Source organism: Marinimicrobium sp. (genome assembly GCF_002695945.1).
Taxonomy (GTDB): Bacteria; Pseudomonadota; Gammaproteobacteria; order Pseudomonadales; family Cellvibrionaceae; genus Marinimicrobium; species Marinimicrobium koreense.
In genome coordinates this window covers 1-22534 of the sequence record NZ_NZQP01000063.1, presented here as the reverse complement: position 1 = coordinate 22534, position 22534 = coordinate 1, and the positions used below count along the sequence as shown (strand labels likewise).

Here is a 22534-nt window from a genome sequence, read left to right as displayed (position 1 = left end):
CGGCCATGGCCCAGCAACCGATCAAGCTGGCGTTGATGCCCGGAGACGGTATCGGTGTGGAAGTGGTCGCCGCGGCCGAACGGGTGCTGGACACCTTGCGCCAGCGGTATGACCTGCCTCTGAGCTGGGACACACTGCCCTGGCCGAGTACCGCCTGGCATCGTGAGCACGGCGAAATGATGCCGGCGGATGCGCTGGAGCGGCTCGGCGACTATCAGGCCCTGTTGTTGGGTGCGCTTGGCGATCCGGGGCCGACCAGCGATCCCAAGCGTTACCGGTTATCCGACGGTGTGTCTCTGGCGCCGTTGCTGACTTTCCGCAAAGGCCTGGATCTCTGGGCCTGTGAGCGCCCGGCGCGCCTGCTTCCGGGAGCGCCCCAGTACCTCGCCGATGAGCGGGCCAAAGATATCGACATGCTGGTCATTCGGGAAAACAGTGAGGGCGAATACGTCAATCAGGGTGGGCGACTGCGCGCCGGCACGCCGGATGAGACCGCCACCCAACTGGAAGTGTTTACCCGCAAGGCCACCGAACGACTGATCCGGCATGCCTTCAATCGGGCCAGGGAGCGACTGACGTTGCGAGAGCAGGACGGCGAGCTGCGCGAGTACCTGTGCGACCGCTCGGGCCTGAAGGGCGCCCAGGTGTGCCTGATTACAAAGCGCAATGCACAACCGCATTGGGGTGAAATGTATACCGAGGTCTTTGAACAGGTCGCGCGGGAGTATCCGGACATTGGCGTGCATCACGAACTGGTGGACGCCGCCTGCATGAAGTTTGTCCAGTGCCCCTGGCAGTTCGATGTCGTGGTGGCCAGCAACCTGCACGGCGACATTCTGACCGACCTGGCCGCCGTGTTGGCCGGTGGACTGGGTGTGGCGCCCTCGTGCAACATCAACCCCGATGACAAGTCCCGGCCGGCCCTGTTCGAGCCGACCCACGGCAGCGCGCCGGATATCGCGGGGCAGGGTATCGCGAACCCGAGCGCCATGCTGTTGACCACGGCGATGATGCTCGACTGGCTCGGTCTGGCGGATGCGGCGCAATCCTTGCGCTCGGCGGTTGCCGAAGATCTGCAGGCACAACATCGTCAATCACAAGAGCAGAACAGCGGTGCGCGCACCACCGATGAGATCACCCAATCCATTCTCGGGCATCTTTCATGAGAATGGATTGAATATCATCACCAATCGTAAATGAAAGCACCATCGAGAAAACAGGAGCACTATCCATGAGCCATCTGTCGCCACTCCTGAAACAGTCCAGTAACGTCTGCGTTGAACACGGCGAGGGCGCCTGGCTTTACGATACTGACGGTCAGGCTTATCTGGACTTTACCTCGGGTATTGGAGTCACCGGCACGGGCCACTGCCATCCCACGGTGGTCAAGGCGGCACAGGAGCAGGTGGGTAAAGTCATTCATGCCCAGTACACCACGGTGACCCATGAACCCATGCTCAAATTGACCGATCGCCTGGTGGAAAAAATGCCCAAGGGCATCGATTCGGTGGCGTTTGCCAACTCCGGTTCCGAGGCGGTCGAAATGGCCTTGCGGCTGGCTCGACACGCCACCGGCCGGGCGAACATCCTGACCTTTCACGGCGGTTTTCATGGTCGGACCATGGCCGCTGCCTCTATGACCACCTCCGGTACCAAAGTGCGCACCGGGTTTCACCCCATGATGGCCGGGGTGGTGACAGCCCCCTTTCCCCACGCCTATCGCTATGGTTGGGACGAACAGGCGGCGGTGGAGTTCTGCCTGCGCGAGCTGGATGAAATCCTGAAAACCCACAGTGCGCCCTCAGATACTGCGGCCATGATCATTGAGCCGGTGCAGGGTGAATATGGCTATTACCCGGCTCCGAAGGTCTTTCTGGAAGGCATCGCCCAGCGCTGTAAAGACCACAACATCCTGTTGATTGCCGATGAAATCCAGGCCGGCTACGGCCGCACCGGGCGCTTCTGGAGCCATGAACATGCCGATGTCCACCCAGACATTGTCATTACCGCCAAAGGCTTGGCCAGTGGTTTTCCGCTGTCGGCGATTGCCGCGTCCCAGTCGCTGATGAACCAAGGCTTGCCCGGTTCGCAGGGTGGGACCTACGGTGCCAATGCGGTGGCCTGTGCCGCTGCGTTGGCGACACTCGACGTGGTCGAGGGCGAGAAGCTGGTCGCCAATGCCGCCGAGCGAGGCGAACAGCTGTATGCTCGGTTGGAGGCGTATAAGAAAGAGTACGCCTGGATCGATGACCTGCGTGGTCGGGGGTTGATGCTGGGCATGGAGATCGCCCACAGCCCGGATCGACCCCGAGCGGACATTGCGGAAAAACTGGCAAAGGAGTCCGAGAAGCGTGGACTGCTTTTGCTGCGCTGCGGCACCGCCGGGCAGATCATCCGCTGGTTGCCGCCGCTGGTGGTTTCGGCGGAAGAAGTGGACGATGCGGCGGACCGTTTCGGCAAAGTGCTCGAAGCCGTTGCCTCTGAACTGTAACGACTGAATCGACTCAAAGGGATCCATCATGACCGAAGTAGCGGTACTCACGGCCGACGACGAACCGGATCTGCCAGGCCTGGATGGGCTGCCCGATTCGGTTCGGGTGACCCACGTGAGAGACGAGCAGGCCCTGACCGAGGCGCTGACCCGAGCCGACATTCTGGTGGTCACCGACTTCCGTTCAGGAATGATCGAGCGCTGTTGGCCTGAAAAGCCCAGCGTGCGTTGGGTGCATGCCACCAGCGCGGGGGTGGATGCGCTGATGTTCCCGGCGCTGCGCGACAGCGACATTCCCGTGACCAATGCCCGGGGCATTTTCAATCGAGGTATTGCCGAATATGTGCTGGGGGCCATTCTGTTGTTTGCCAAAGACACCATGGGGAACCTCAACTACCAGCGTCTGCATCGCTGGCAGCACCGGGAAACCCGGCTGATTGATCGCCAACGTGTACTGATAGTCGGCGCCGGTTCGATTGGCACCACGGTGGGGCAGTTGCTCAATGCGGCGGGGCTCGAGGTTGAAGGCACCGCCCGAACCGAGCGGACTATTGAAGGGTTTCGCAAGGTGCACGCCCAGGAAGACATGATGGCGGTGTTGCCCCATGTCGATTATGTGGTGATCACCGCGCCGTTAACACCGGATACCGAAGGCCTGTTCGACCGGGAAACCTTTCGGGCCATGAAGCCGTCGGCGCATCTGATCAACGTCGGGCGNGGGCCCATTGTGGCCNCTGAGGCGTTGCTTGCGGCGCTGGAACAGGGTGACATTGCCGGGGCGGCGCTGGATGTCTTCGAGGAAGAGCCCCTGCCCGAGAATCATCCCCTGTGGGATAAACCCAATGTGATGATTTCCGCCCACATGGCCGGTGACTTTATCGGCTGGCGCCGGGCGCTGGGCGAACAATTCACCGACAACTTCACCCGCTGGCAGGCGGGTGANGCACTGAACAATCTGGTATCCAAAGGCTGACCGGGGAGGGCCGTTGATGAGCCAAACGATGTTGCGGATGACCGCGGTAGAACTTCTGGANCAGTATCGGGACGGGTCCCTGTCACCGGTCGAGGTGGCCACNGCCATGCTCGATCAGATTGAGCGGGTGGATTCCGAAACCAACGGGTTTTGCCTGGTGGATCGCGACACCACCCTGGCGCTGGCGCGCGAGTCCGAACAGCGCTATCAACAGCATCAGCCNCAGGGTACGCTCGACGGTGTGCCGGTGGCGGTGAAGGATGTGTTTTTTACCCCCATGTGGCCCACCCGTAAGGGCTCTCTGGCGGTGGACCCCAAACATACGCTGGACAGGACGACNCCCTCCACCGCGGCACTGGCCCGCCACGGTTATGTGCCCATCGGCAAAACCACCACCTCGGAATTCGGCTGGAAAGCGGTGACCGACAATCCGGTCGATGGGGTAACCAATAANCCCTGGAACCCACAGAAAACCGCCGGTGGTGCCAGTGGCGGCAGCGCCGTGGCGGTGGCGTTGGGGATGGCACCACTGGCGCTGGGCACGGACTCCGGTGGTTCCATCCGTATTCCCGCGTCCTTCTGCGGCCTGGTGGGTTTCAAACCCTCCGCGGGCGAAGTACCCCACTGGCCCGCCAGTCCGTTCGGCTNGCTGACCCAGGCGGGCCCCATGACNTGGACGGTGCAGGATTGTGCCCTGATGATGAATGTGATCNCCGAGCANGATCATCGCGACACCCGGGCCATTCCCCGTCGACATATTGATTATCTGGGGAACCTGGGGCGCAGTATCAAAGGGCTGCGCATCGCCTACAGTCCCAANCTGGGCTATGTNGACGTTGACCCGGAGGTTGANCGGGCGGTGGCGCANTCGGTTGAANTGTTCCGNGAGCTGGGCGCCGAGGTGGTCCGGGTGGACCCGGGCTTCAGCGATCCTTTACCCGCCTTTGGCCATCTGTTCTACGGCGGCGNGGCCAATGCCATGCGCGAGCTGGGCACCAAAAAACGCGAGCGGATGGACCCTCAGTTGGTCAAGGTCGCGGAAAAGGCCGGCAGACTGACCATGATTGATTATATGGGCGCGGTGGATGAATCCATGCGCCTGCGTGAGCGCATGGCGAATTTCCACCAGAAGTACGATCTGCTGTTGACGCCCACCTTGCCCATTACCGCGTTCAAGACCGGACGGGAAGTCCCGGAGGACTGGCCCAATACCCGNTGGCCCACCTGGACGCCNTTTACCTATCCGTTCAACATGACCGGGCAGCCCGCCATTACCGTGCCCTGTGGTTTTGATTCGGGTGGTATGCCCATNGGCCTGCAACTGGTGGGGGCNCGCTANAATGACGCTTTGGTGTTGCAAACCGCCGATGCGTATCAGCAGGCCAACGANCTGACCGATCGTCGTCCGGCACTGATGTCTTGAAGGGGGAAGCGGTATGCCACTGAGCAATATGGATTTCGAGTTCTACGAATCCGAGGATCCCATCTGGAANCCGGCCTTGATGACCATTCCGATTCCGGGCATCCGGAAAATGGTCAACCTGGCGTCCACCATGGACGATGTGATTCATCTGTCCATCGGCCAACCGGACCTGCCGACGCCTCAGAATGTGATCAACGCGGGGGTGGAAGCGCTGCAGCGTGGCCAGACNGGCTACACCATGGATGCCGGCCTGCCCGAGTTGCTGGAGTCGCTCGCGATCTACTACGGNGAGCGGTACCAGCGGACCNTGAGCCCGGACAACATCATGATCACCACCGGCGCCACCGAGGCGCTTTACCTGGCGCTGACCGCCGTGTCCGCGCCGGGGCGGCATTTCATCGTGCCAGATCCGGCGTTCATGTTGTACTCCCCATTGATCCGGATGAACGGGGGGGAGGTCACCGANATTCCCACCCGCGCGGAAAACAATCACCAACTGGATCCCCAGGAAGTCATCGACGCGATCGAGCCCCATACCTACGGTATTGTGCTCAATTCACCGAGTAANCCCACCGGTACGGTCTATCCGCGGGAAACCCTGGANGCGATTGTTGAAGAAGCCGCTTATCGCGGTATCCAGATCATCAGTGATGAGGTGTACGACCATCTCATTTACGACGGAAAAACCTACCCATCGGTGTTGTCCTGCTGCAGCGATCTCGATCATGTNATGGTGGTCAGNAGTTTTTCCAAAACCTACAGCATGGCGGGTATGCGCATCGGTTGGCTGATTGGCAGTCAGGGGGCGATCAAAAAACTGCGTCGCTACCACATGTTCACCACCACCGTGGCCAATACCCCGTTCCAGTGGGCCGGGGTGGCGGCACTGCACGGCGGCAATGATTTCATCAATCACATGCTCAAGGAATACACCGCGCGCCGGGATCGTCTGGTGGAGCTGGTGGAGCAGACGCCGCACATGACCGGCTATGTCCCGGAAGGGGCGTTTTACCTGTTTCCGTCATTGCCGGAGGGCGCCAACGGTACCAATATCGCGTTGCGTCTGCTCAAGGAAACCGGGGTGTGCACCATCCCCGGGGAAACCTTTGGCAGTAGCTGCAGCAATTCCCTGCGGCTGAGCTATTCCACCTCCATGGACAATATCGAGAAAGCGTTCGAGCGCATCATTCCCTGGATGGAACAGCAGGACTTCGACTGACGAGGCATCCGCTTATCGCACCAGGCGGGCGCGGAACTGTCGGCCTTTCAGTTTGCCTTTGTTGATCATCTCCAGGGCGATCGTGGCTTCCGAGCGTTTGACCGCGACGTAGGCTCGCAGGTCCTGCAGGTGTATTTTGCCCACCTGTTGACCGTCCAGTCCGCCGGGTGCGGTGAGCGCACCGAGAATATCGCCCCGGCGTACTTTCTGTTTTTTCCCGCCGTCGATCTGCAAGGTGGCCATCGGCGCCCGATAGGGCGGCTGTGTGAGAATGCCCTTGTCCGGTAGCGGCTCGATGGTGAGTGAGTCCCCCAGGCGGGCCAATTTGAAACGTTCTTTTTCATCAAACAGGGTAATGGCCTTCCCCTGGCGGCCGGCACGGCCGGTGCGCCCCACCCGATGCGTGTGCACCGCGCTGTCCCGGGCGATTTCATGGTTGATCACCAGGTCCACGGCGTCGATATCCAGCCCTCGGGCGGCGACGTCTGTGGCCACCAGGATCGAACAGCTGTTGTTGTCAAACAGCACCATGGTCTGATCCCGCTCTCNCTGATCCAGATCACCGTGCAGCGCCTGGGTGTTGAGACCATTCTGGTTCAGGTGTTGGGTCAGGGCTTTGACGCCCTGTTTGGTATTGCAGAATACCAGGGCGGCGTTCGGTCGTTCCGCCAACAGCAGCAGACGCACCGCTTCGGGGCGGGACAGCCCGTCAATCGGCGAAAAAAGCTCTTCAATGCTGCGCTCATCGTGANGCTCCTCAACGGTAATGCGAACCGGTTGATTCATGATCCGCTGTGCGATNGANTCNATTNCCGGAGGAAANGTGGCGCTGAACAGCAGTGTCTGTCGGTCCGANGGGATGTGTTCGACAATCCGGTCCAGCACGGGTTGAAACCCCATATCCAGCATCCGGTCCGCTTCATCAAGCACCAGGGTATCCACGGTGCTCAGATTCAGCGTGCCTTTGCGAAGATGGTCCTCGATCCGCCCGGGNGTGCCNACNACGATGTGCGCACCGTGCTCCAGAGAGCCGATCTGCGGTCCGATCGGCACACCGCCGCAAAGCGTCAANACTTTGATATTGGTCAGGGTTCGCGCCAGGGTGCGNACTTCCTCGGCCACCTGGTCGGCCAGCTCCCGGGTCGGGCACAGCACCAGNGACTGAATGCGAAAGCGTTGCGCCTGAAGCTTGTGCAACAGGCCCAGCCCGAAGGCGGCGGTTTTNCCNGAACCGGTACGNGCCTGAACGATCACATCCCGGNCGGCNAGCACCTCGGGTAGGCTCTGGGCCTGAACCGGCGTCATCTGGTGGTACGCCAGGGAATCCAGGTTGCGAAGNAGAGCAGGATCGAGGGGCAGGGTNGCAAAGTCGGTAGGGGTCAAAAGTCACTCTCTCAAAAAATGGATTGAATCGGATAAGTGTCCGGTGTTGTTCCGGCATTCAGAGCGGGNCNGCGTCAATCGGTGATGGCTTGTTGNCGCTGCGACTCCANCGTCACAATGGANGGCAGCAGATAGGGCTTGTCGTTGGCATAGAAAGAACGNTCAATATTGGTATTGTTCAGATAAAACACCCGTCTTGTTTCGAGGTTCAGCAGGCTGAGCGTATCACTGAAATAGTGATAAAACAGCGCGTCCCACTGACCGGTNTCGTGCGCTTTTTTCAGACCGAAGTTCAANCGCTCGGCCAGTTCCGGTTGCTTTCGGGATACAAAAAAGTACATCGGCAGGTAAGTGTATATGGCAATCTCATCCACCATCGCCAGGTCGGGCATGTCGGGCTGGTAGACCTCCAGTTCGGGCTTGATTTCGTACACCCCGCGCATGAGTAACTGGAAGCGATCTCCCAGCAGCATCGGAAACAGTGTCTCGTAAGGCCCGCCGTACACGACCTCAAAGCCGTTATCCTCGAGGATTTTAGCGGTAGACCAGCCCGCGCCCTGTCCGATTTTCAGGGTTTTGAGCGCTGCCAGANCTTCAATGGCATTGACCCGCTCCAGATTCTGACGGTGGCTGAAAAANAGGCGGTAACTGGCCAAGCCCTTCATGATAGGAAACGGAATCTGTTCGGCATTGTTCAGCCATTCCGGCATGGGCATGGAGATGGCGACCGACAAACGCTCATTTTTCTGTAGNTCAAGTAACTGACGGCGGATAACGGTTTGGGACGGCTGCTGCACGATTTTATAGGGGCCATAGCGCTGNTCGGACAGCGCCAGGGCGAGGGTCAGCAAATCAATGGCATAGTCCAGGTGCAGCCCCGCCCGCTCCATATAGGGGATGTCGACCACCACTTCCGCCGCCTCCGTTGACCGGGCGGCGAAGGTGGCCTGGCAGAGTGCCAATAGAAGCAGTAGGGCTGTCAGTCGCATCGGGCGGATCAGAGCCTGTCGTTGAGTCTGTCCACCCATGATAATCGAATGTTGCGGTGACGTCTNCTCCGGAGGCGCCAACCACACCCTGGGCGCCTCCAGACAAGCGGGTTCAGGGGGTGCCGATGCCCGCGTATCGAACCCCCGACAGGAGAGCCATCTCCCGATGCCAGGTGGCCAGGTCTTCCTGGTTGAGGTCCCGCAGCGCGTTGTGACCGCAGGCCCTGGCCATGACGCTCATCAACTGCACCGATGCGTCAAAGAAAGTNCTCAGACGCTCGGCGGATTGATCGACATTGAGTCGCTTGCGCAGATCCTCGCGCTGTGTGGCGATACCGGCGGGGCAATTGTTGGTATTGCAGATTCGCGCTCCCACACAGCCGACCGCCTGAATGGCGCTGTTGGACAGTGCGATACCGTCGGCGCCCAGTGCCAGCGCCTTCACAAAGTCCATGGGAACNCGGAGTCCACCGGTGATGATGAGGGTCACCCGGCCACTGGCTTTCTGCTCATCCAGATAGCGCCGGGCCCGCGCCAGGGCGGGAATGGTGGGCACGCTGATGTGATCGCGGAACATCTCGGGGGCCGCACCCGTGCCGCCGCCCCGACCGTCCAGAATGATGTANTCCGCACTGGCATCCAGCGCGAATTGAATGTCCCGCTCGATATGGTTNGCGCTCAATTTGAAACCGACCGGGACGCCACCNGATATCTCCCGCACCCGGTCAGCGAAGCGCTTGAAATCCTTGACGCTGGACAGGTCCTTGAACGTGGGTGGAGAGGTGGCGGGTTCGCCAGCGGTTATCTGGCGAACTTGAGCNATCTTTTCGGTGTTTTTGTTACCCGGTAAATGACCACCAGTGCCGGTCTTGGCNCCCTGNCCNCCTTTNAAGTGGAACGCCTGGATATCGCTCAACAGCTNCTCCTTGTAGCCAAACTTGGCGCTGGCGAGCTCGTAAAAATAACGACTGTTTTCGGCTTTTTCTTCCGGGAGCATGCCGCCTTCGCCGGAGCAGATGCCGGTGCCGGCCCGCTCGGCNCCTTTGGCCAAGGCCACTTTAGCTTCCTCCGATAAGGCGCCAAAGCTCATATCGGAGACCAATAGGGGAATCTTCAGACTGAGTGGTTTTTTCGCCTCGGGCCCGACCACCAGTTCCGTATCAANGGAGACATCCTCCATCAGGGGCTTTGTCGCCATCTGGGCGACCATGATCTGGAGGTCATCCCAGTGGGGCAGTTCGTTGCGCGGGACGCCCATGGCCGATACCGGCCCGTGGCTGCCGAGATTTTTCAGTCCTTCCCGTGCGAGCAGGTGAATGAATTCGACTGTGGGCTCCTCCGGNGTCGCTTTGGCGGTTGGAGCACCACTCTGCTCGTCCTTTTCCCNGGCAGGCCCCTCTTTCCCCACCTGATCATCACTGAACTGCTTGTGAGTACCGTCGCAGAAGGGGGCATCGTCGGTGTGCTTGCANTGACAGAGAAAGGCATCGCCGTCTTTTTCGGCCTTGAACATCTTGGGGGTAAAGCCGGTTCCGGAGTGGGAGCCATCGCAGAAGGGTTGATCCTTGGAGCGCCCGCAGCGGCAGAAAGCGTACTCTTCGCCTTTTTTGAGTGTCACTTTGGCGGGTTTGTTGTCGGCGATCACGGGCTGGCTCATGGTGGCTCCTTGTTATGTGGGTACAGGTATTACCGATGGGTTGCGCTCTGGGTACGCCTATCNTTGAATAATAGATGTGTTTTCCGCAGAACCCAAACGCTTGACGCTTCAGGGTGCCGGGCCTANGCTTNAGGCNCTATGGCTTAANGGCGGNAGGCCTATNTGNATTTATGAAACCATCCTCTTTCCTGNNGTTAGACCGGNTNCGNTTTCTCNTCCAGCGAATTCGAGAGCGCCTTTGGGTGAANCCNCTGGCGCTNTGCGTGCTTTCTGTNGGCGGTGTATTCNTGGCCAAGCTCGCAGANGGCGCNCCNTTNGCCGNCANTCTCCCTGNNGTCAGNCTCGNCTCGGTGGANNCGCTGCTCTCGGTGATGGCATCCAGCATGCTGGTGATNGCGACCTTCGCCGTGGGCTCCATGGTCGCGGCNTACGCCTCCGCGAGCNCNGCCGCCACGCCTCGATCCATTCCCCTGGTGATTGCCGANGATGTCANCCAGANNGCGCTGTCGGCCTTTNTNGGCGCTTTCATCTTCAGTCTGGTGGCGCTGATNGCGGTCANAAATGNCTACTTTCAGGGGGCCGGCCTGTTCACCATCTTTGCCCTGACCGTATGGGTCTTTGGCATTGTCATCATTACCTTTGTCCGNTGGGTCGATCGCATTGCCCGGCTNGGGNGGGTGGTCAACACCATTGANCGGGTTGAAGAGTCGNCGGCTGAGGCGCTGTCTCCCGGCGTCAACGATCCGGGGACCGCGATCGATGTGATTGGCACCCTGGTGCGTCTGTTCACCCTCTGGCGCCGGCCCCTGGAGCAGGGCGAGCTAGCCGCGACACGGTACGATCGGGTATGGGTCCCCGAGCTGTCAGTGGATGATCTGTTTGATGATGTTTTTACCGCGATTGCCCGGGATGGTGCCGGGATTGCCGAAGTGGCGATTCGACTTCAGAAGGCGCTGTGTGCTCTTGCGGCTCTGGAGGATCAGACCATGGTCTGCGCCGCAACCCGGCACTCCCGACTGGCACTGGCGCGTTCAGATCGCGCCATGGACCTGGCCGAGGACCGGGCGTCGGTACGCGCCGTCGCGCTGTCCAAAACTGTCGATACCTGACGACCCTTCGGTTGAAAATGGCGATGCGTCGTGCTTTGAATTGGTGCGTGAATTCGTTATTGTGCCTATGGTTCCGCAGTTCTTGATGATTAATAACTATTATGCGGATAGGGCGAGAAAAAATGCGACTTCAGGTTATAAAAACGGTGTGGAAAGGGGTGCTCCTGGCAGTGGTACTGAGCGGTGCTTCCTGGGCCGACAGCAATACCGCTGAGGGTGAGGCACTGGTGATTCGATACCCGGTGCTGGGCGAAGAATACGGCCAGACTTGGCCCAACTACTTTCTGGAGCTACTGACCCTGGCGCTGGATAAGGCGGGGGAGGAGTATGTTCTGGATCCCGTCACGCTATCAAACTTTCGTGAGAGTCGCAGTGTTATGTCTGTGGCGAAAGGCATGTACGACATCCACTGGATGAATACCAACAAGACCCGAGAGACTGTGTTGCGCCCCATTCGGGTGCCGCTGTTCAAAGGGTTGATCGGCTGGCGATTGCTGATGGTTCGTTCGGGCGACGAGGACCAGTTTGCCAACATGACTGACCTGGCACCGCTGCGAGACCTGAAAACCGTCCAGGGGCATGACTGGCCAGATAGCGCCATTCTGGAACATAACGGTCTGCCCGTGATCCGCACGCCCCACTGGGAGGGGATGTTCAAGATGCTGTACGCCGGTCGGGTCGACTACTTTCCCCGCTCGGTGGTGGAAGTCTGGAAAGAGCAGCGGGTGTTCTCCGAGCTGGAGCTGGCAGTGGATGAACATGTGGTTCTGGTCTATCCATCGGCGTATTACTTTTTTGTACGCCGGAACAACGAGCGCCTGGCCGAGGCGATCGAGCGCGGTCTGTTGGCCGCCATTGACGATGGTTCATTTGATCGGGTGCTTATGGCACACTTCGGAGAGAGTCTGAAGCGGGCCCGTCTCAATGAGCGTACCCTCATTCGCCTGGACAACCCGTTGATGACGCCCGACACCCCACTGGACCGCCCGGAGCTGTGGTATCGCCCTTGAACGCCGTAATCGTCAATCTCTATATTTCCCCGGATGAATATCAGCGCTGGTACCAGGGGAGCGCTCAGAGCGTGCTTGCCCAGACCGTCGATGGCCGCAGTGTACGCTTCCCGGCGCCGATACTGCGGCAGTTTGTTACCCGCGAGGGAATCCGGGGCCGATTCCGGATTCATTTCGATGCCGACAATCGCTTCAAGAAAATCGAAAAAATCGACTAGAAACCCGAAATCCAGTATCCTTTGACGCTGTTTCACCTCGCTGCAAAGAGCCCCTGCATGTATTCGCTGATTCGCAACGCCCTGTTCAAACTGGACCCTGAAACCGCTCACCACATCAGCCTGGACTGGCTGGGGGCGGCAGAGCGTCTGAAGCTGCTGCCGTTGTTCAAACCCAAAGCGGCGTACAACCCGGTCGAAGTCATGGGGCTGCGCTTTGCCAACCCTCTGGGCCTGGCCGCCGGACTCGACAAAAACGGTGATTATTTCAATGCGCTGGGCGCGCTCGGTTTCGGCTTTGTCGAAATCGGCACGGTCACCCCCAAGCCCCAGCCGGGAAACCCTAAGCCGCGACTGTTTCGCCTGCCGGAGCAAGAGGCGATCATCAACCGGATGGGGTTCAACAATTTGGGTGTGGATCACCTGGGGGAGCAGGTCAAGGGTCGTCGTTATTCCGGTATCCTGGGAATCAATATCGGCAAGAACGCCACCACGCCTCTGGAAAATGCCGTTGATGACTATCTCTTCTGTCTCAATCGGGTGTACGAACACGCCGAGTACATCACGTTCAATATTTCCTCTCCGAATACCCCGGGGCTGCGTGATCTTCAGTTTGGTGACAGCCTGGCCCGTATGCTTGAGCGTCTGAAAGTGGAGCAACAGAAACACTATCAGGCCATTGGGCGCTATGTCCCCCTGGTCGTGAAAATCGCGCCGGACATGGATGATGTGGCCATCGAGCAGGTCGCCAAGGTCTTGCTGGAGCAGGGTATGGACGGGGTGATCGCCACCAATACCACCATTGGCCGGGAAGGGGTCGAGGGGTTGGCGCACAGTGAAGAGACCGGTGGCCTCAGTGGTCTGCCGGTTCGCGATAAAAGCACGCATGTCATTGCGTCCTTGCACAGTCACCTGAAGGACCGGTTGCCGATTATTGGCGTGGGCGGTATCAGCGATGGCGCCAGTGCCGTCGAAAAAATGGCCGCGGGTGCCCGGTTGGTTCAGGTGTACACCGGATTCATCTATCAGGGGCCTCGACTCATTGCCGATGTCACTCGGGCCCTGGCCGAGAAACGCGATTAACCGATAACGATTCTAAAGCGAGTGGAGTATGGAATTTAAAACCGTAACCCTGCCCAACAACAAAAGCATTGCGTTGGTGGCACATGACAACAAAAAGCAGGATCTGGTGGCCTGGTGCAGCAAGCACCGGGAGACCCTGAAGAGCCATACGCTCTACGCCACGGGAACCACCGGAACGGTGATCGCCAATGCGACACAACTGCCGATCAACAAACTGATCAGCGGTCCACTGGGCGGTGACCAGCAAGTGGGTTCGTTGATCACTGAAGGCAAAGTGGATTTTCTGATTTTTTTCTGGGATCCGTTCGAGCCGATGCCCCACGACCCGGATGTAAAAGCGCTATTGCGTATCGCCGCGGTGTGGAACATTCCCGTGGCCTGCAACCAGATATCGGCCGATTTCATGGTGGCCTCGCCGCTGTTCAACAACGAAGTGGATCGCTCCATTCCGGACTACGAAGCGTATATGGCAAAACGGGCACAATAAAAGTGCCCGTGGATTACCGTCTGATGAATGACAGATAGTCGCTCAGGTGGCCACTTTCCCCAGGATTTTATCCAGCCTCCGGGTGCTCAGCACCCGCTTCAGATAGCCCATCAGGTAGGTCGGAAAGGTGACGTAGTAGCGCGGCTTGGGTCGGTTACTTTCCAGTGCGTGTTTCAGGCGTTTGTAGACCGCATCCGGCCCCAGAGTGAATCGCTGAGTGGGCCCCTTTTTGCTCAGACGCTCAATGGCATTTTCGTACTTTTCCCGATGCCGGCTGTTCTGCATGTCGATATTGCTTTTCAGCGCCGCCAGTGCGTTTTTACGGAAATCACTCAATATCGGGCCGGGCTCTATCAGGCTGACATGGACACCGGTTCCTTCGAGTTCCAGGCGCAAGGTGTCGGTCAATCCCTCCAGGGCAAACTTGCTGGCATTGTAAGCCCCCCGAAAAGGCATGGCGGCGAAGCCCAGCACGGAACTGTTCTGAATGATGCGCCCTTCACCGGCGGCAATCATGGCGGGGAGCAGGGCATTGGTCAGCTCCGCCCAACCAAAAAAGTTGGTTTCAAACTGCCGGCGCAGGGTGTCCCGGTTGAGATCTTCGACTGCACCGGGCTGACCATAGGCGCCATTGTTGAACAGGGCGTACAGCCTCCCGTCACACAATTGCAGGGTTTCCTCGACGGCCCGGTGGATGCTGCCGGAGTCCGCAACATCCAGTTGAATGCAGGTCAGGCCCTCGGCCTGCAGGCGGGAGACATCGGGCAGTTTTCGACAGCTGGCAATGACGCGGTAGCCGTCTTGTTGCAGTGCTTTGGCGCAGTGGTAACCAATGCCGGTGGAGGCGCCGGTTACCAGAACGGTTTTGGTGTCGGACATGCGGAATGATCTCGCCGTTTGTTGAACCATTAGAACGGCATGCAGTGTACTGGATTTTTCCGGCCCCGGTCACCTCGACGGAATCGCCTTGCTGTCGCAGCCATCGAACAGGGTTTGCCAGTGAGCCACGTGGTCACGCAGGCTGTTCTGGAAGGCGAGGTGTTGCGTGGTCACTTGATCAAAAAATGGCTCAATGGCAGGCCTCAGTTCGGCGGACTGTTGGTCCAGCAGCGCTTCATAGTGCGTCATGACGTTGTTGGCTCGACGATTGACTGCCGCCAGCCAGGGCTGAACCTCACCCACAAATACCTTCACCATGACGTTGCGGGCGTATTCGAGCTCTCGCTTCGGCAGGCCCGCCGGGCAGAGCATTTTCTGCTGATGGGCTCGTTCCAGCATCCGGTTGGCCGCTTGGGTATAGCGCTCGCCAAGCACCAGGCTCTGCAGCAGTTTGCCGCCCAGAGCGTATTGCTCCAGCGCCTTGTATTGCGATTCGAGCTCCGGACGTTCCGGCCACTGTTGCTGTTCCAGGCGCTCTGGCAATCGCGATAGAAAGGCGAGGGCGGTCAGCGCTTCCTGGAAAGTGGCCTCCCGGCCGGGTTCCAGTGGCGTGGTGGATGGGCTCCAGAAAGCCCGCAGCTCCGGTGCCGCCGCACTGGCATTCCAGTAGCGAGCCGGCCACTGCTGTTGCTTGCGCCGCTCGAGGTCTTCGGCCAGCGCCACCAGTTCTGCGTCGTCCAGTGTCCGGATGCAATGGCGCAGTCGCTGGAGAATACGACCGTCCATGTGCAGGTGCTGGGAGGGGACCATCACCCGCCCGAGAATACTGTTGCGTTCGCCCAGTACCTCGGCCAGGCCGCACTGACGAAACCCCCAGAAATCCAATAGATTGATGGACAGGGGCTCCAGCTCGACCTGCAGTTCCCGCGGTGGCGGCATACGGGGTGCGGGCTCAGCGGCTATGGCGGGAATATCTACGGATAACACCCTGGATAATCGAGTCAGGTAGTCGTCCAGCATCGCCTCGGCCGGCGGCGTTGGCTGGCAGGCGGATAGCAGGGCAGTCGTTAGCAGGCAGGTAATAACACGCATACCGCTATTGTACGCTCCCGAAACCGATACGGACGAGCCACGGGTGCGGTGGGCTCAGGACATTGGCGGCGAAATACCGTCAGGGTCCCTGACCGCTCTCAGCGCAGCGCTTTCCGAAACAGACTGACCGCCATCTGGTAGCACTGCAATGCCAACTCCGGATCGTAGCGATCGCCCTCATCGCGCATGAACGCGTGCTGGCCGTTGACTTCCAGCCAGCTGAAGGTACAGCCCGCGTCCCTGAGAGCGCGATTGATCTCCGCCCTAGGTTGATCCGGAACGTGTGGGTCCTGACGGCCCCAGATCATCAGCAGCTCCCCCTGGATCTCGCCGGCCCGGGCGAGGGTCTGGTCTTCGTCGGGTGCCGGTAGGGTATTTGAATGCAGGTCGGTGGCGTACAGACAGCAGGCCGCCTTGATCGCCGGATTCAACGCGGCGCGAAAGGCCAGGTGCCCACCCAGGCAGACTCCCATGCTGCCCACTGCGCCTGAGTAGTATTGCTGCTTCTCCAGAAACGCGACCATAGCCCCGGTGTCGCTATCGTGATCCTTCAGCGGCTTGGCGAACTTGTCGTTGTTGCCTTTTTCCTTGCCGGCGTCGTCGTAGCCCAGCACGGTGCCAATCGGATTCAGCTCGTGGGCCACCTCGGGTACCAGGACGACGAAGCCGTGCCCGGCCACGATCGCCGCTGAACGGGCGATGGGGGCGGTCTGCTGAAAAATTTCCGAGTAGAAAATGATGGCCGGATAGCGACCTTCGGCCGCGGGGCGGTACACGTAGGTGCGCATGGTGCCGGTGGGAGTGTCGAGATCGACATGGTCGTTTTGTATCAGCATGGTCGGGTCCGTCAATAGCGGGTGGTCGGGAAATACCACAGTATAACCAAAGAGCCTAAGCCGGGGGCTTGACCGGCCGGCGAGCGACTGAGATTATTTGGGGGTCATTTGATATGACATATTATAAATAATTACGTGAGAGTAAAAACAATGAATCAACCAAAATGGCTGTACGTGCTGCTGTTGAGCAGTGCGCTGGCCGCCTGTGGCGGCTCTTCATCCCCGGAAAACGGTTCCTCCTCCAGCAGTTCATCCTCAAGCAATCCGGCCTCCTCCAGCAGCGCGAGCGCCTCGTCAGAGCCGGCGTCGACGGTATTTGTCTGCCCGGAGAGCGGGTTGTACTTCTGTGACGACTTCTCCGATGGCACGGCCGATCAGTGGGTTCTGCAGTCGTCCCCGGATAACCCGGAGGGTGAACCCAACGGTACCTTCGATGTGGTGGAGGATGGCGACAACCACGTGTTGCGCTTCACCGCCGCCAGTCAGGGCGGCGAGTTGGCCTTTATCGACGTGAGCGCTCTTGAAATCCCGTCGGAAGACTACTACGTGGAAGCGCGGATACGCCCCCGCGAAAACAGCACCACCGGAAACAAGTTCCTGTACCTGATGGCACGCTATCACAGTGAAGGTAACTGGTATGCCGCGGGTCTGAATGTGCAGAACAACACCGACAGTACCAAGGTGGAGATCGCCAAGTCGGTGGACGGCACGATCGATCGTCCGGTCCAGGTGGGCCGGGAAATCGTCCAGGGCCCCAGAGATACGCTGGAGGGCGGGCAGTGGTACACGGTCCGTTTTGAGTTGATCGGCGATACCCTGACGGTCTACTTCAATGGTGAGAATGTCGGCTCCCATACCGATACCGACTACACCGGTATTGGCGATATAGGGCTGTTTACCGCCAACAAGTCGTTTGAGATTGATGATGTGGTCATCGGTGATCCGGCCAACAAGCCGGTGCAGTTGACCATTGATCCGGCCAGTAGTGAATGGATTGCCGAGGCGCAGACCGATGATTATGTGATCGACGTAACGGCGGTGCAGAGCAATGGGGATCCGGATACGTTCAGCGTCGAGTCCTCGAATACGGCGGTGGTCGGTGTCGACGTGCAGGGCAATCAGGTGCACTTGAGCCCCTTGGCCGAGGGCGAGGCGACCATCACCTTTACCAGCGGCTCTGATGCGACTCTGATCCGAACCATTGAAGCCACAATCACTCCGGCGTTCGTCCAGCCAACCGCGGTTTACGATCTGGCTGAACGAGTTGTTCCCGCCGTTGGTGCAACCGATATTCTGCGCGATACCCGGATCAAACTGACCTTTGACGATGTTCCCACGCTCGGTGCGGCGGGCTCGGCCCGTATTTACCGCGCCAGTGATGACGCTGTGATCGACAATATCAGTGTATTGGGCGAGCAGGACAGCCTGCCATCGGCCGATCGTGCGCGCACCCTCAACACGGAGCAGATCTGGGTCGAGGGCAACAGCGTGGTGATCGCGCCCCATTACGGAGTTCTGGAGCCCGGCGAAACCTATTATGTCGCCATTGCCGATGGGGTGATTAACGGCACCCTCAATGGGGCTGAATTTGAAGGTCTCGGTAAAGACGCCGCCTGGACGTTTAGCACCACGGCGGATGCCCCTTCCGGTAATGAGCTGACGGTGGCCGAAACCGGCGAGGCGGATTTCCGCACGGTGCAGGGCGCACTGTCTTATGCCATGTTGGAGTTGGGCAAAGACGATGCGGTGACCATCAATGTGATGAACGGCACTTACCGTGAACCGCTGTACCTGCGCAACAAGAACAACCTCACCCTGCGCGGCGAGAGCCGGGAGAATACCCGCATCGAGTACCGCAACAACGAGCAGCTCAATGGTGGCACCAGTGGTCGCCCATTGTTCCTGGTCGAGTCTGCGGACCTGTTGGTTCTTGAGCACCTCACGATCGAGAATACCACCCTTGTCGGGGAGGGTGGTCAGGCCGAAACCATTTACTTCAATAGCCCCCATCGCCTGGTGGCCAAAGACGCTGCCTTTCTGAGCGAGCAGGACACCCTGTTGCTTAAAGGTTACAGCTGGTTCTATGAGTCCCTGGTTGCTGGCAACGTGGATTACATTTGGGGTTATGTGGAGGCGGCGCTGTTTGAAAACAGTGAGATTCGCACGGTGGGTCGCTCCGATGGCGGTAGCGGTGGCTATATCCTTCAGGCCCGCACACCGGACAGCGTCAAAGGCTTTGTGTTCCTGAACAGCGAGCTGACCCGCGGTGAAGGACCGACCGGTGCCAATGTGGCTGACAATACGTTTGCCCTCGCGCGCAGCGGCGGCAGTCAGGACTATTTCGACAATGTGGTATTCGTCAATACCCGGATGGATGACCACATCCGTTCAAGTGCCTGGCACACCGACCCGACTCCCAACCCGGAAACCGCCACTGCCACTAACGGCTGGCGCGAATACAACAGCATGGATATCAATGGCGACCCGCTGGATACCAGCGGTTGGGTGAGCTATTCACTGAGCCAGCAGGAGTACGAAACCGAGTTCTCTTCAAGGGAGCAAATTTTCTCTACCTATAACGGTGGCGAAGGCTGGAACCCTCAGCCGTAAACAGGGTCGGCTGACAACGACGGCGTTATGCCACTCATTGGCAAGTTTGTGCGACGCCACAAAAATGAAAAAGCCCGCTGACTCACGCCAGCGGGCTTTTTTGTGGGCGATGAGGGTAGGGCGGTTTACACCGCCACTTCCTCAATCTGCACCGACGCGATGCGCTTACCTTCGTCCGCCGACTTCTGGTATTCCTCAATTTCGTTGAAGTTGAGGTAGCGGTAGATATCGCTGGCCATGCTGTTCAGGCCTTTGGTGTACTCCAGGTACTCCGACGGGGTGGGCAGCTTGCCGGTGATGGCGGCTACCGCGGCCAACTCGGCCGAGGCCAGGTAGACGTTGGCACCCTGACCCAGACGGTTCGGGAAGTTACGGGTGGAGGTGGATACCACCGTGGAGTTCGGAGCCACTCGCGCCTGGTTACCCATGCACAGAGAGCAGCCGGGCATTTCGGTGCGGGCGCCTTTGCTGCCAAAGATGTTGAAGTAGCCTTCTTCCATCAGCTGGTGCTCGTCCATTTTGGTGGGCGGTGCAATCCAGAGACGGGTGGCCAGCTCCTCTTTGGTGGCTTCCAGCAGTTTGCCGGCGGCACGGAAGTGACCGATGTTGGTCATGCACGAACCGATGAACACTTCATCGATCTTGGTTTCCTGCACGTCGGACAGTTTCTTCACATCGTCCGGATCGTTCGGGCAGGCCAGCAGCGGCTCGGTGATTTCCGCCAGATCGATTTCGATCACTTCGGTGTATTCTGCGTCCGCATCGGCTTCCATCAGCTCCGGGTTGTCCAGCCACTCTTCCATCTTGCGCGCACGACGCTCCAGGGTACGCACGTCGCCGTAGCCCTGTTCGATCATCCAGCGCAGCATGGTGATGTTGGACTTCAGGTACTCGATGATCGGCTCTTTGCCCAGCTTGATGGTACAGCCGGCGGCGGAACGCTCGGCCGAGGCATCGGAGATTTCGAAGGCCTGTTCGACTTTCAGGTCCGGCAGACCTTCCACTTCCAGAATGCGGCCGGAGAAGATGTTTTTCTTACCTTTCTTCTCGACGGTCAGCAGACCCTTCTGGATGGCGTAGTAGGGGATGGCATTGACCAGGTCACGCAGGGTGATACCCGGCTGCATGTCGCCCTTGAAGCGCACCAGAACCGATTCCGGCATATCCAGCGGCATTACGCCGGTAGCCGCGGCAAAGGCCACCAGGCCAGAACCGGCCGGGAAGGAGATGCCCAGGGGGAAACGGGTGTGGGAGTCACCGCCGGTGCCCACGGTATCGGGCAGCAGCATACGGTTCAGCCAGCTGTGAATGATGCCGTCCGCCGGGCGCAGGGACACACCGCCACGGGTCATGATGAAGTCGGGCAGGGTGTGCTGGGTGTCGATGTCCACCGGCTTGGGGTAGGCGGCGGTGTGGCAGAAGGACTGCATGGTCAGGTCGGCGGAGAAGCCGAGGCAGGCCAGGTCTTTCAGCTCATCGCGGGTCATGGGGCCGGTGGTGTCCTGGGAGCCGACGGTGGTCATGTAGGGCTCGCAGTAGGTACCGGGGCGCACACCTTCCATGCCACAGGCCTTGCCGACCATCTTCTGGGCCAAGGTGTAACCCTTGCCGGTGTCCTTGGGCTGCTCGGGCTTGCGGAACAGGTCGGAAGGGGCCAGGCCCAGGGATTCGCGGGCCTTACCGGTCAGACCACGACCGATGATCAGCGGAATCCGGCCGCCGGCCTGGACTTCGTCCAGCAGTACTTCGGACTTCAGACCAAATTCGCAAATCAGCTCGCCGGTCTCGCCATTGAGAATCTTGCCTTCATAGGGACGCACTTCGATGACGTCGCCCATGTTCAGGTCGTCCACCGGCGCTTCGAATACCAGCGCGCCGGCGTCTTCCATGGTGTTGTAGAAAATCGGCGCCACTTTACTGCCGATACAGACGCCACCGGTGCGCTTGTTGGGCACACCCGGGATGTCTTCACCGATGTACCAGAGCACGGAGTTGGTGGCGGATTTACGCGAGGAGCCGGTGCCGACCACATCCCCCACCATGGCCAGCGGGTAGCCTTTCTTCTTTAGCTCGTCGATCTGCTTGATCGGGCCGATGGTGCCGGGTTCGTCCGGGGTCAGGCCTTCGCGCTCGTTTTTGTACATCGCCAGGGCGTGCAGCGGGATATCCGGGCGGGACCAGGCGTCCTGGGCTGGGGACAGGTCGTCAGTGTTGGTTTCACCGGTGACCTTGAATACGGTCAGCTTGATGCTCTCGGGGACTTTCTGGCGCTTGGTGAACCACTCGGCATCGGCCCAGGATTGCAGAACGCCTTTGGCAAATTCGTTGCCGGCTTTGGCTTTTTCTTCCACGTCGTGGAAAGCGTCGAACATCAGCAGGGTGTGCTTGAGTTCGTCGGCGGCCAGGGGAGCCAGAGCCGTGTTGTCCAGCAGCTCGACCAGGGTTTCGATGTTGTAACCGCCGTGCATGTTGCCCAGCAGTTTGACGGCGTGTTCTTTGGAGATCAGAGGGGTTTCGGCTTCGCCTTTCACGATGGCGCTCAGGAAAGCGGCTTTGACGTAAGCGGCTTCATCCACACCGGCGGGGACGCGATGGCTGATCAGCTCGACCAGGGTCTCTTCTTCGCCAGCGGGTGGGTTTTTGAGCAGTTCGACCAGTTCGGCAACTTGTTCTGCGTTCAGCGGTTTGGGGGGTACGCCTTCCGCGGCGCGTTCCGCGACGTGAGTACGATAGGCTTCAAGCACGATTGAGTTCCTCTGATTTTGTGGGGTTACTCTCTCAACAGGATCTCTGCCTTGAGAGACTATCCATGACCGTCATGGATGCGAGTGGACCCAGGGTCCGGCGCCGCGCCCCGGGAGGCGGTTGATGGCACGGCTCAACGGCGGCGGATTATACAGCAACCCCCCTTAACTGTGTAGGGCGCCCGGATCGGCTCCCGCCCGCTCCTGCCCGCTGGGTTGGTCTGACGTGAGTAATCCAACCGAGAACGATTGGTGATCGAACTTGGTGCTCTGGATAAAGCGCTCCGCCGGGGCATACCCTTGTGAGACACGCCGTGAACCCGTCCATGGGGGC

The 22534-nt window shown here is 59.5% G+C and carries 17 protein-coding genes; 11 read left to right on the top strand and 6 right to left on the bottom strand.

The window, feature by feature from the left end; all coding sequences use genetic code 11:
• Positions 1–5: 5 nt before the first annotated feature.
• The 5 genes from CMG77_RS14540 (at position 6) to CMG77_RS14520 (ending at position 6106) form a co-directional block, all read left to right on the top strand.
• Positions 6–1166, top strand: a complete 1161-nt coding sequence (locus CMG77_RS14540) for an isocitrate/isopropylmalate dehydrogenase family protein (protein ID WP_123637460.1) — start codon at positions 6–8, stop codon at positions 1164–1166.
• A gap of 65 nt (positions 1167–1231) precedes the next feature.
• Positions 1232–2491: an aspartate aminotransferase family protein gene (locus CMG77_RS14535; protein ID WP_286804312.1), complete on the top strand. Its 1260-nt coding sequence runs from the start codon at positions 1232–1234 to the stop codon at positions 2489–2491.
• A 28-nt stretch (positions 2492–2519) separates the two neighbouring features.
• On the top strand, positions 2520–3464 hold the full coding sequence (locus tag CMG77_RS14530) for a D-2-hydroxyacid dehydrogenase (RefSeq protein ID WP_286904964.1): 945 nt from the start codon (positions 2520–2522) through the stop codon (positions 3462–3464).
• A 16-nt stretch (positions 3465–3480) separates the two neighbouring features.
• Positions 3481–4887 (top strand): amidase, encoded by a 1407-nt coding sequence (locus CMG77_RS14525; RefSeq protein WP_286904962.1) that lies wholly within the window; start codon positions 3481–3483, stop codon positions 4885–4887.
• A 13-nt stretch (positions 4888–4900) separates the two neighbouring features.
• Complete coding sequence (locus CMG77_RS14520) at positions 4901–6106, top strand: pyridoxal phosphate-dependent aminotransferase (protein ID WP_286904960.1); 1206 nt, start codon at positions 4901–4903, stop codon at positions 6104–6106.
• 12 nt (positions 6107–6118) lie between these two features.
• Here CMG77_RS14520 and dbpA read toward each other — a convergent pair whose 3' ends face one another.
• Together dbpA and CMG77_RS14510 are read right to left on the bottom strand one after the other, a co-directional pair.
• Positions 6119–7489 (bottom strand): ATP-dependent RNA helicase DbpA, encoded by a 1371-nt coding sequence (dbpA, locus tag CMG77_RS14515; RefSeq protein WP_286904959.1) that lies wholly within the window; start codon positions 7487–7489, stop codon positions 6119–6121.
• A gap of 1101 nt (positions 7490–8590) precedes the next feature.
• Positions 8591–10135: a glutamate synthase-related protein gene (locus tag CMG77_RS14510; RefSeq protein WP_286904958.1), complete on the bottom strand. Its 1545-nt coding sequence runs from the start codon at positions 10133–10135 to the stop codon at positions 8591–8593.
• Between the two features lie 170 nt (positions 10136–10305).
• On the opposite strand from CMG77_RS14510, the gene CMG77_RS14505 reads away from it, so the two are divergent.
• From CMG77_RS14505 to CMG77_RS14485, 5 genes are all read left to right on the top strand, one after another.
• Positions 10306–11244 carry a DUF2254 family protein gene (locus tag CMG77_RS14505; RefSeq protein WP_286904956.1) on the top strand — a complete coding sequence of 313 codons (939 nt, stop codon included), beginning with the start codon at positions 10306–10308 and terminating at the stop codon, positions 11242–11244.
• A 122-nt stretch (positions 11245–11366) separates the two neighbouring features.
• Positions 11367–12254 (top strand): substrate-binding periplasmic protein, encoded by an 888-nt coding sequence (locus CMG77_RS14500; protein WP_286804317.1) that lies wholly within the window; start codon positions 11367–11369, stop codon positions 12252–12254.
• Positions 12251–12472, top strand: coding sequence for a DUF2835 domain-containing protein (locus tag CMG77_RS14495; protein ID WP_123637450.1), 222 nt, complete (start codon positions 12251–12253; stop codon positions 12470–12472). The genes CMG77_RS14500 and CMG77_RS14495 overlap by 4 nt, the downstream gene beginning before the upstream one ends.
• 57 nt (positions 12473–12529) lie before the next feature.
• Entirely contained in the window at positions 12530–13552 is a 1023-nt protein-coding gene (locus CMG77_RS14490; RefSeq protein ID WP_286904954.1) for a quinone-dependent dihydroorotate dehydrogenase, read from the top strand.
• A 28-nt stretch (positions 13553–13580) separates the two neighbouring features.
• Positions 13581–14039 (top strand): methylglyoxal synthase, encoded by a 459-nt coding sequence (locus tag CMG77_RS14485; protein ID WP_024460280.1) that lies wholly within the window; start codon positions 13581–13583, stop codon positions 14037–14039.
• Positions 14040–14081: 42 nt separating this feature from the next.
• Here the strand turns inward: CMG77_RS14485 and CMG77_RS14480 are convergent, their stop codons facing one another.
• The 3 genes from CMG77_RS14480 to CMG77_RS14470 form a co-directional block, all read right to left on the bottom strand.
• On the bottom strand, positions 14082–14918 hold the full coding sequence (locus CMG77_RS14480; protein WP_286804319.1) for an SDR family oxidoreductase: 837 nt from the start codon (positions 14916–14918) through the stop codon (positions 14082–14084).
• A gap of 69 nt (positions 14919–14987) precedes the next feature.
• Positions 14988–16010: a DUF3080 family protein gene (locus CMG77_RS14475; RefSeq protein ID WP_286804320.1), complete on the bottom strand. Its 1023-nt coding sequence runs from the start codon at positions 16008–16010 to the stop codon at positions 14988–14990.
• Between the two features lie 98 nt (positions 16011–16108).
• Positions 16109–16846, bottom strand: a complete 738-nt coding sequence (locus tag CMG77_RS14470) for a dienelactone hydrolase family protein (RefSeq protein ID WP_286804321.1) — start codon at positions 16844–16846, stop codon at positions 16109–16111.
• A 150-nt stretch (positions 16847–16996) separates the two neighbouring features.
• On the opposite strand from CMG77_RS14470, the gene CMG77_RS14465 reads away from it, so the two are divergent.
• Complete coding sequence (locus tag CMG77_RS14465) at positions 16997–19456, top strand: pectinesterase family protein (protein WP_286804322.1); 2460 nt, start codon at positions 16997–16999, stop codon at positions 19454–19456.
• A 125-nt stretch (positions 19457–19581) separates the two neighbouring features.
• Here the strand turns inward: CMG77_RS14465 and acnB are convergent, their stop codons facing one another.
• Complete coding sequence (gene acnB / locus CMG77_RS14460) at positions 19582–22200, bottom strand: bifunctional aconitate hydratase 2/2-methylisocitrate dehydratase (protein WP_286804323.1); 2619 nt, start codon at positions 22198–22200, stop codon at positions 19582–19584.
• Between the last annotated feature and the right edge of the window lie 334 nt (positions 22201–22534).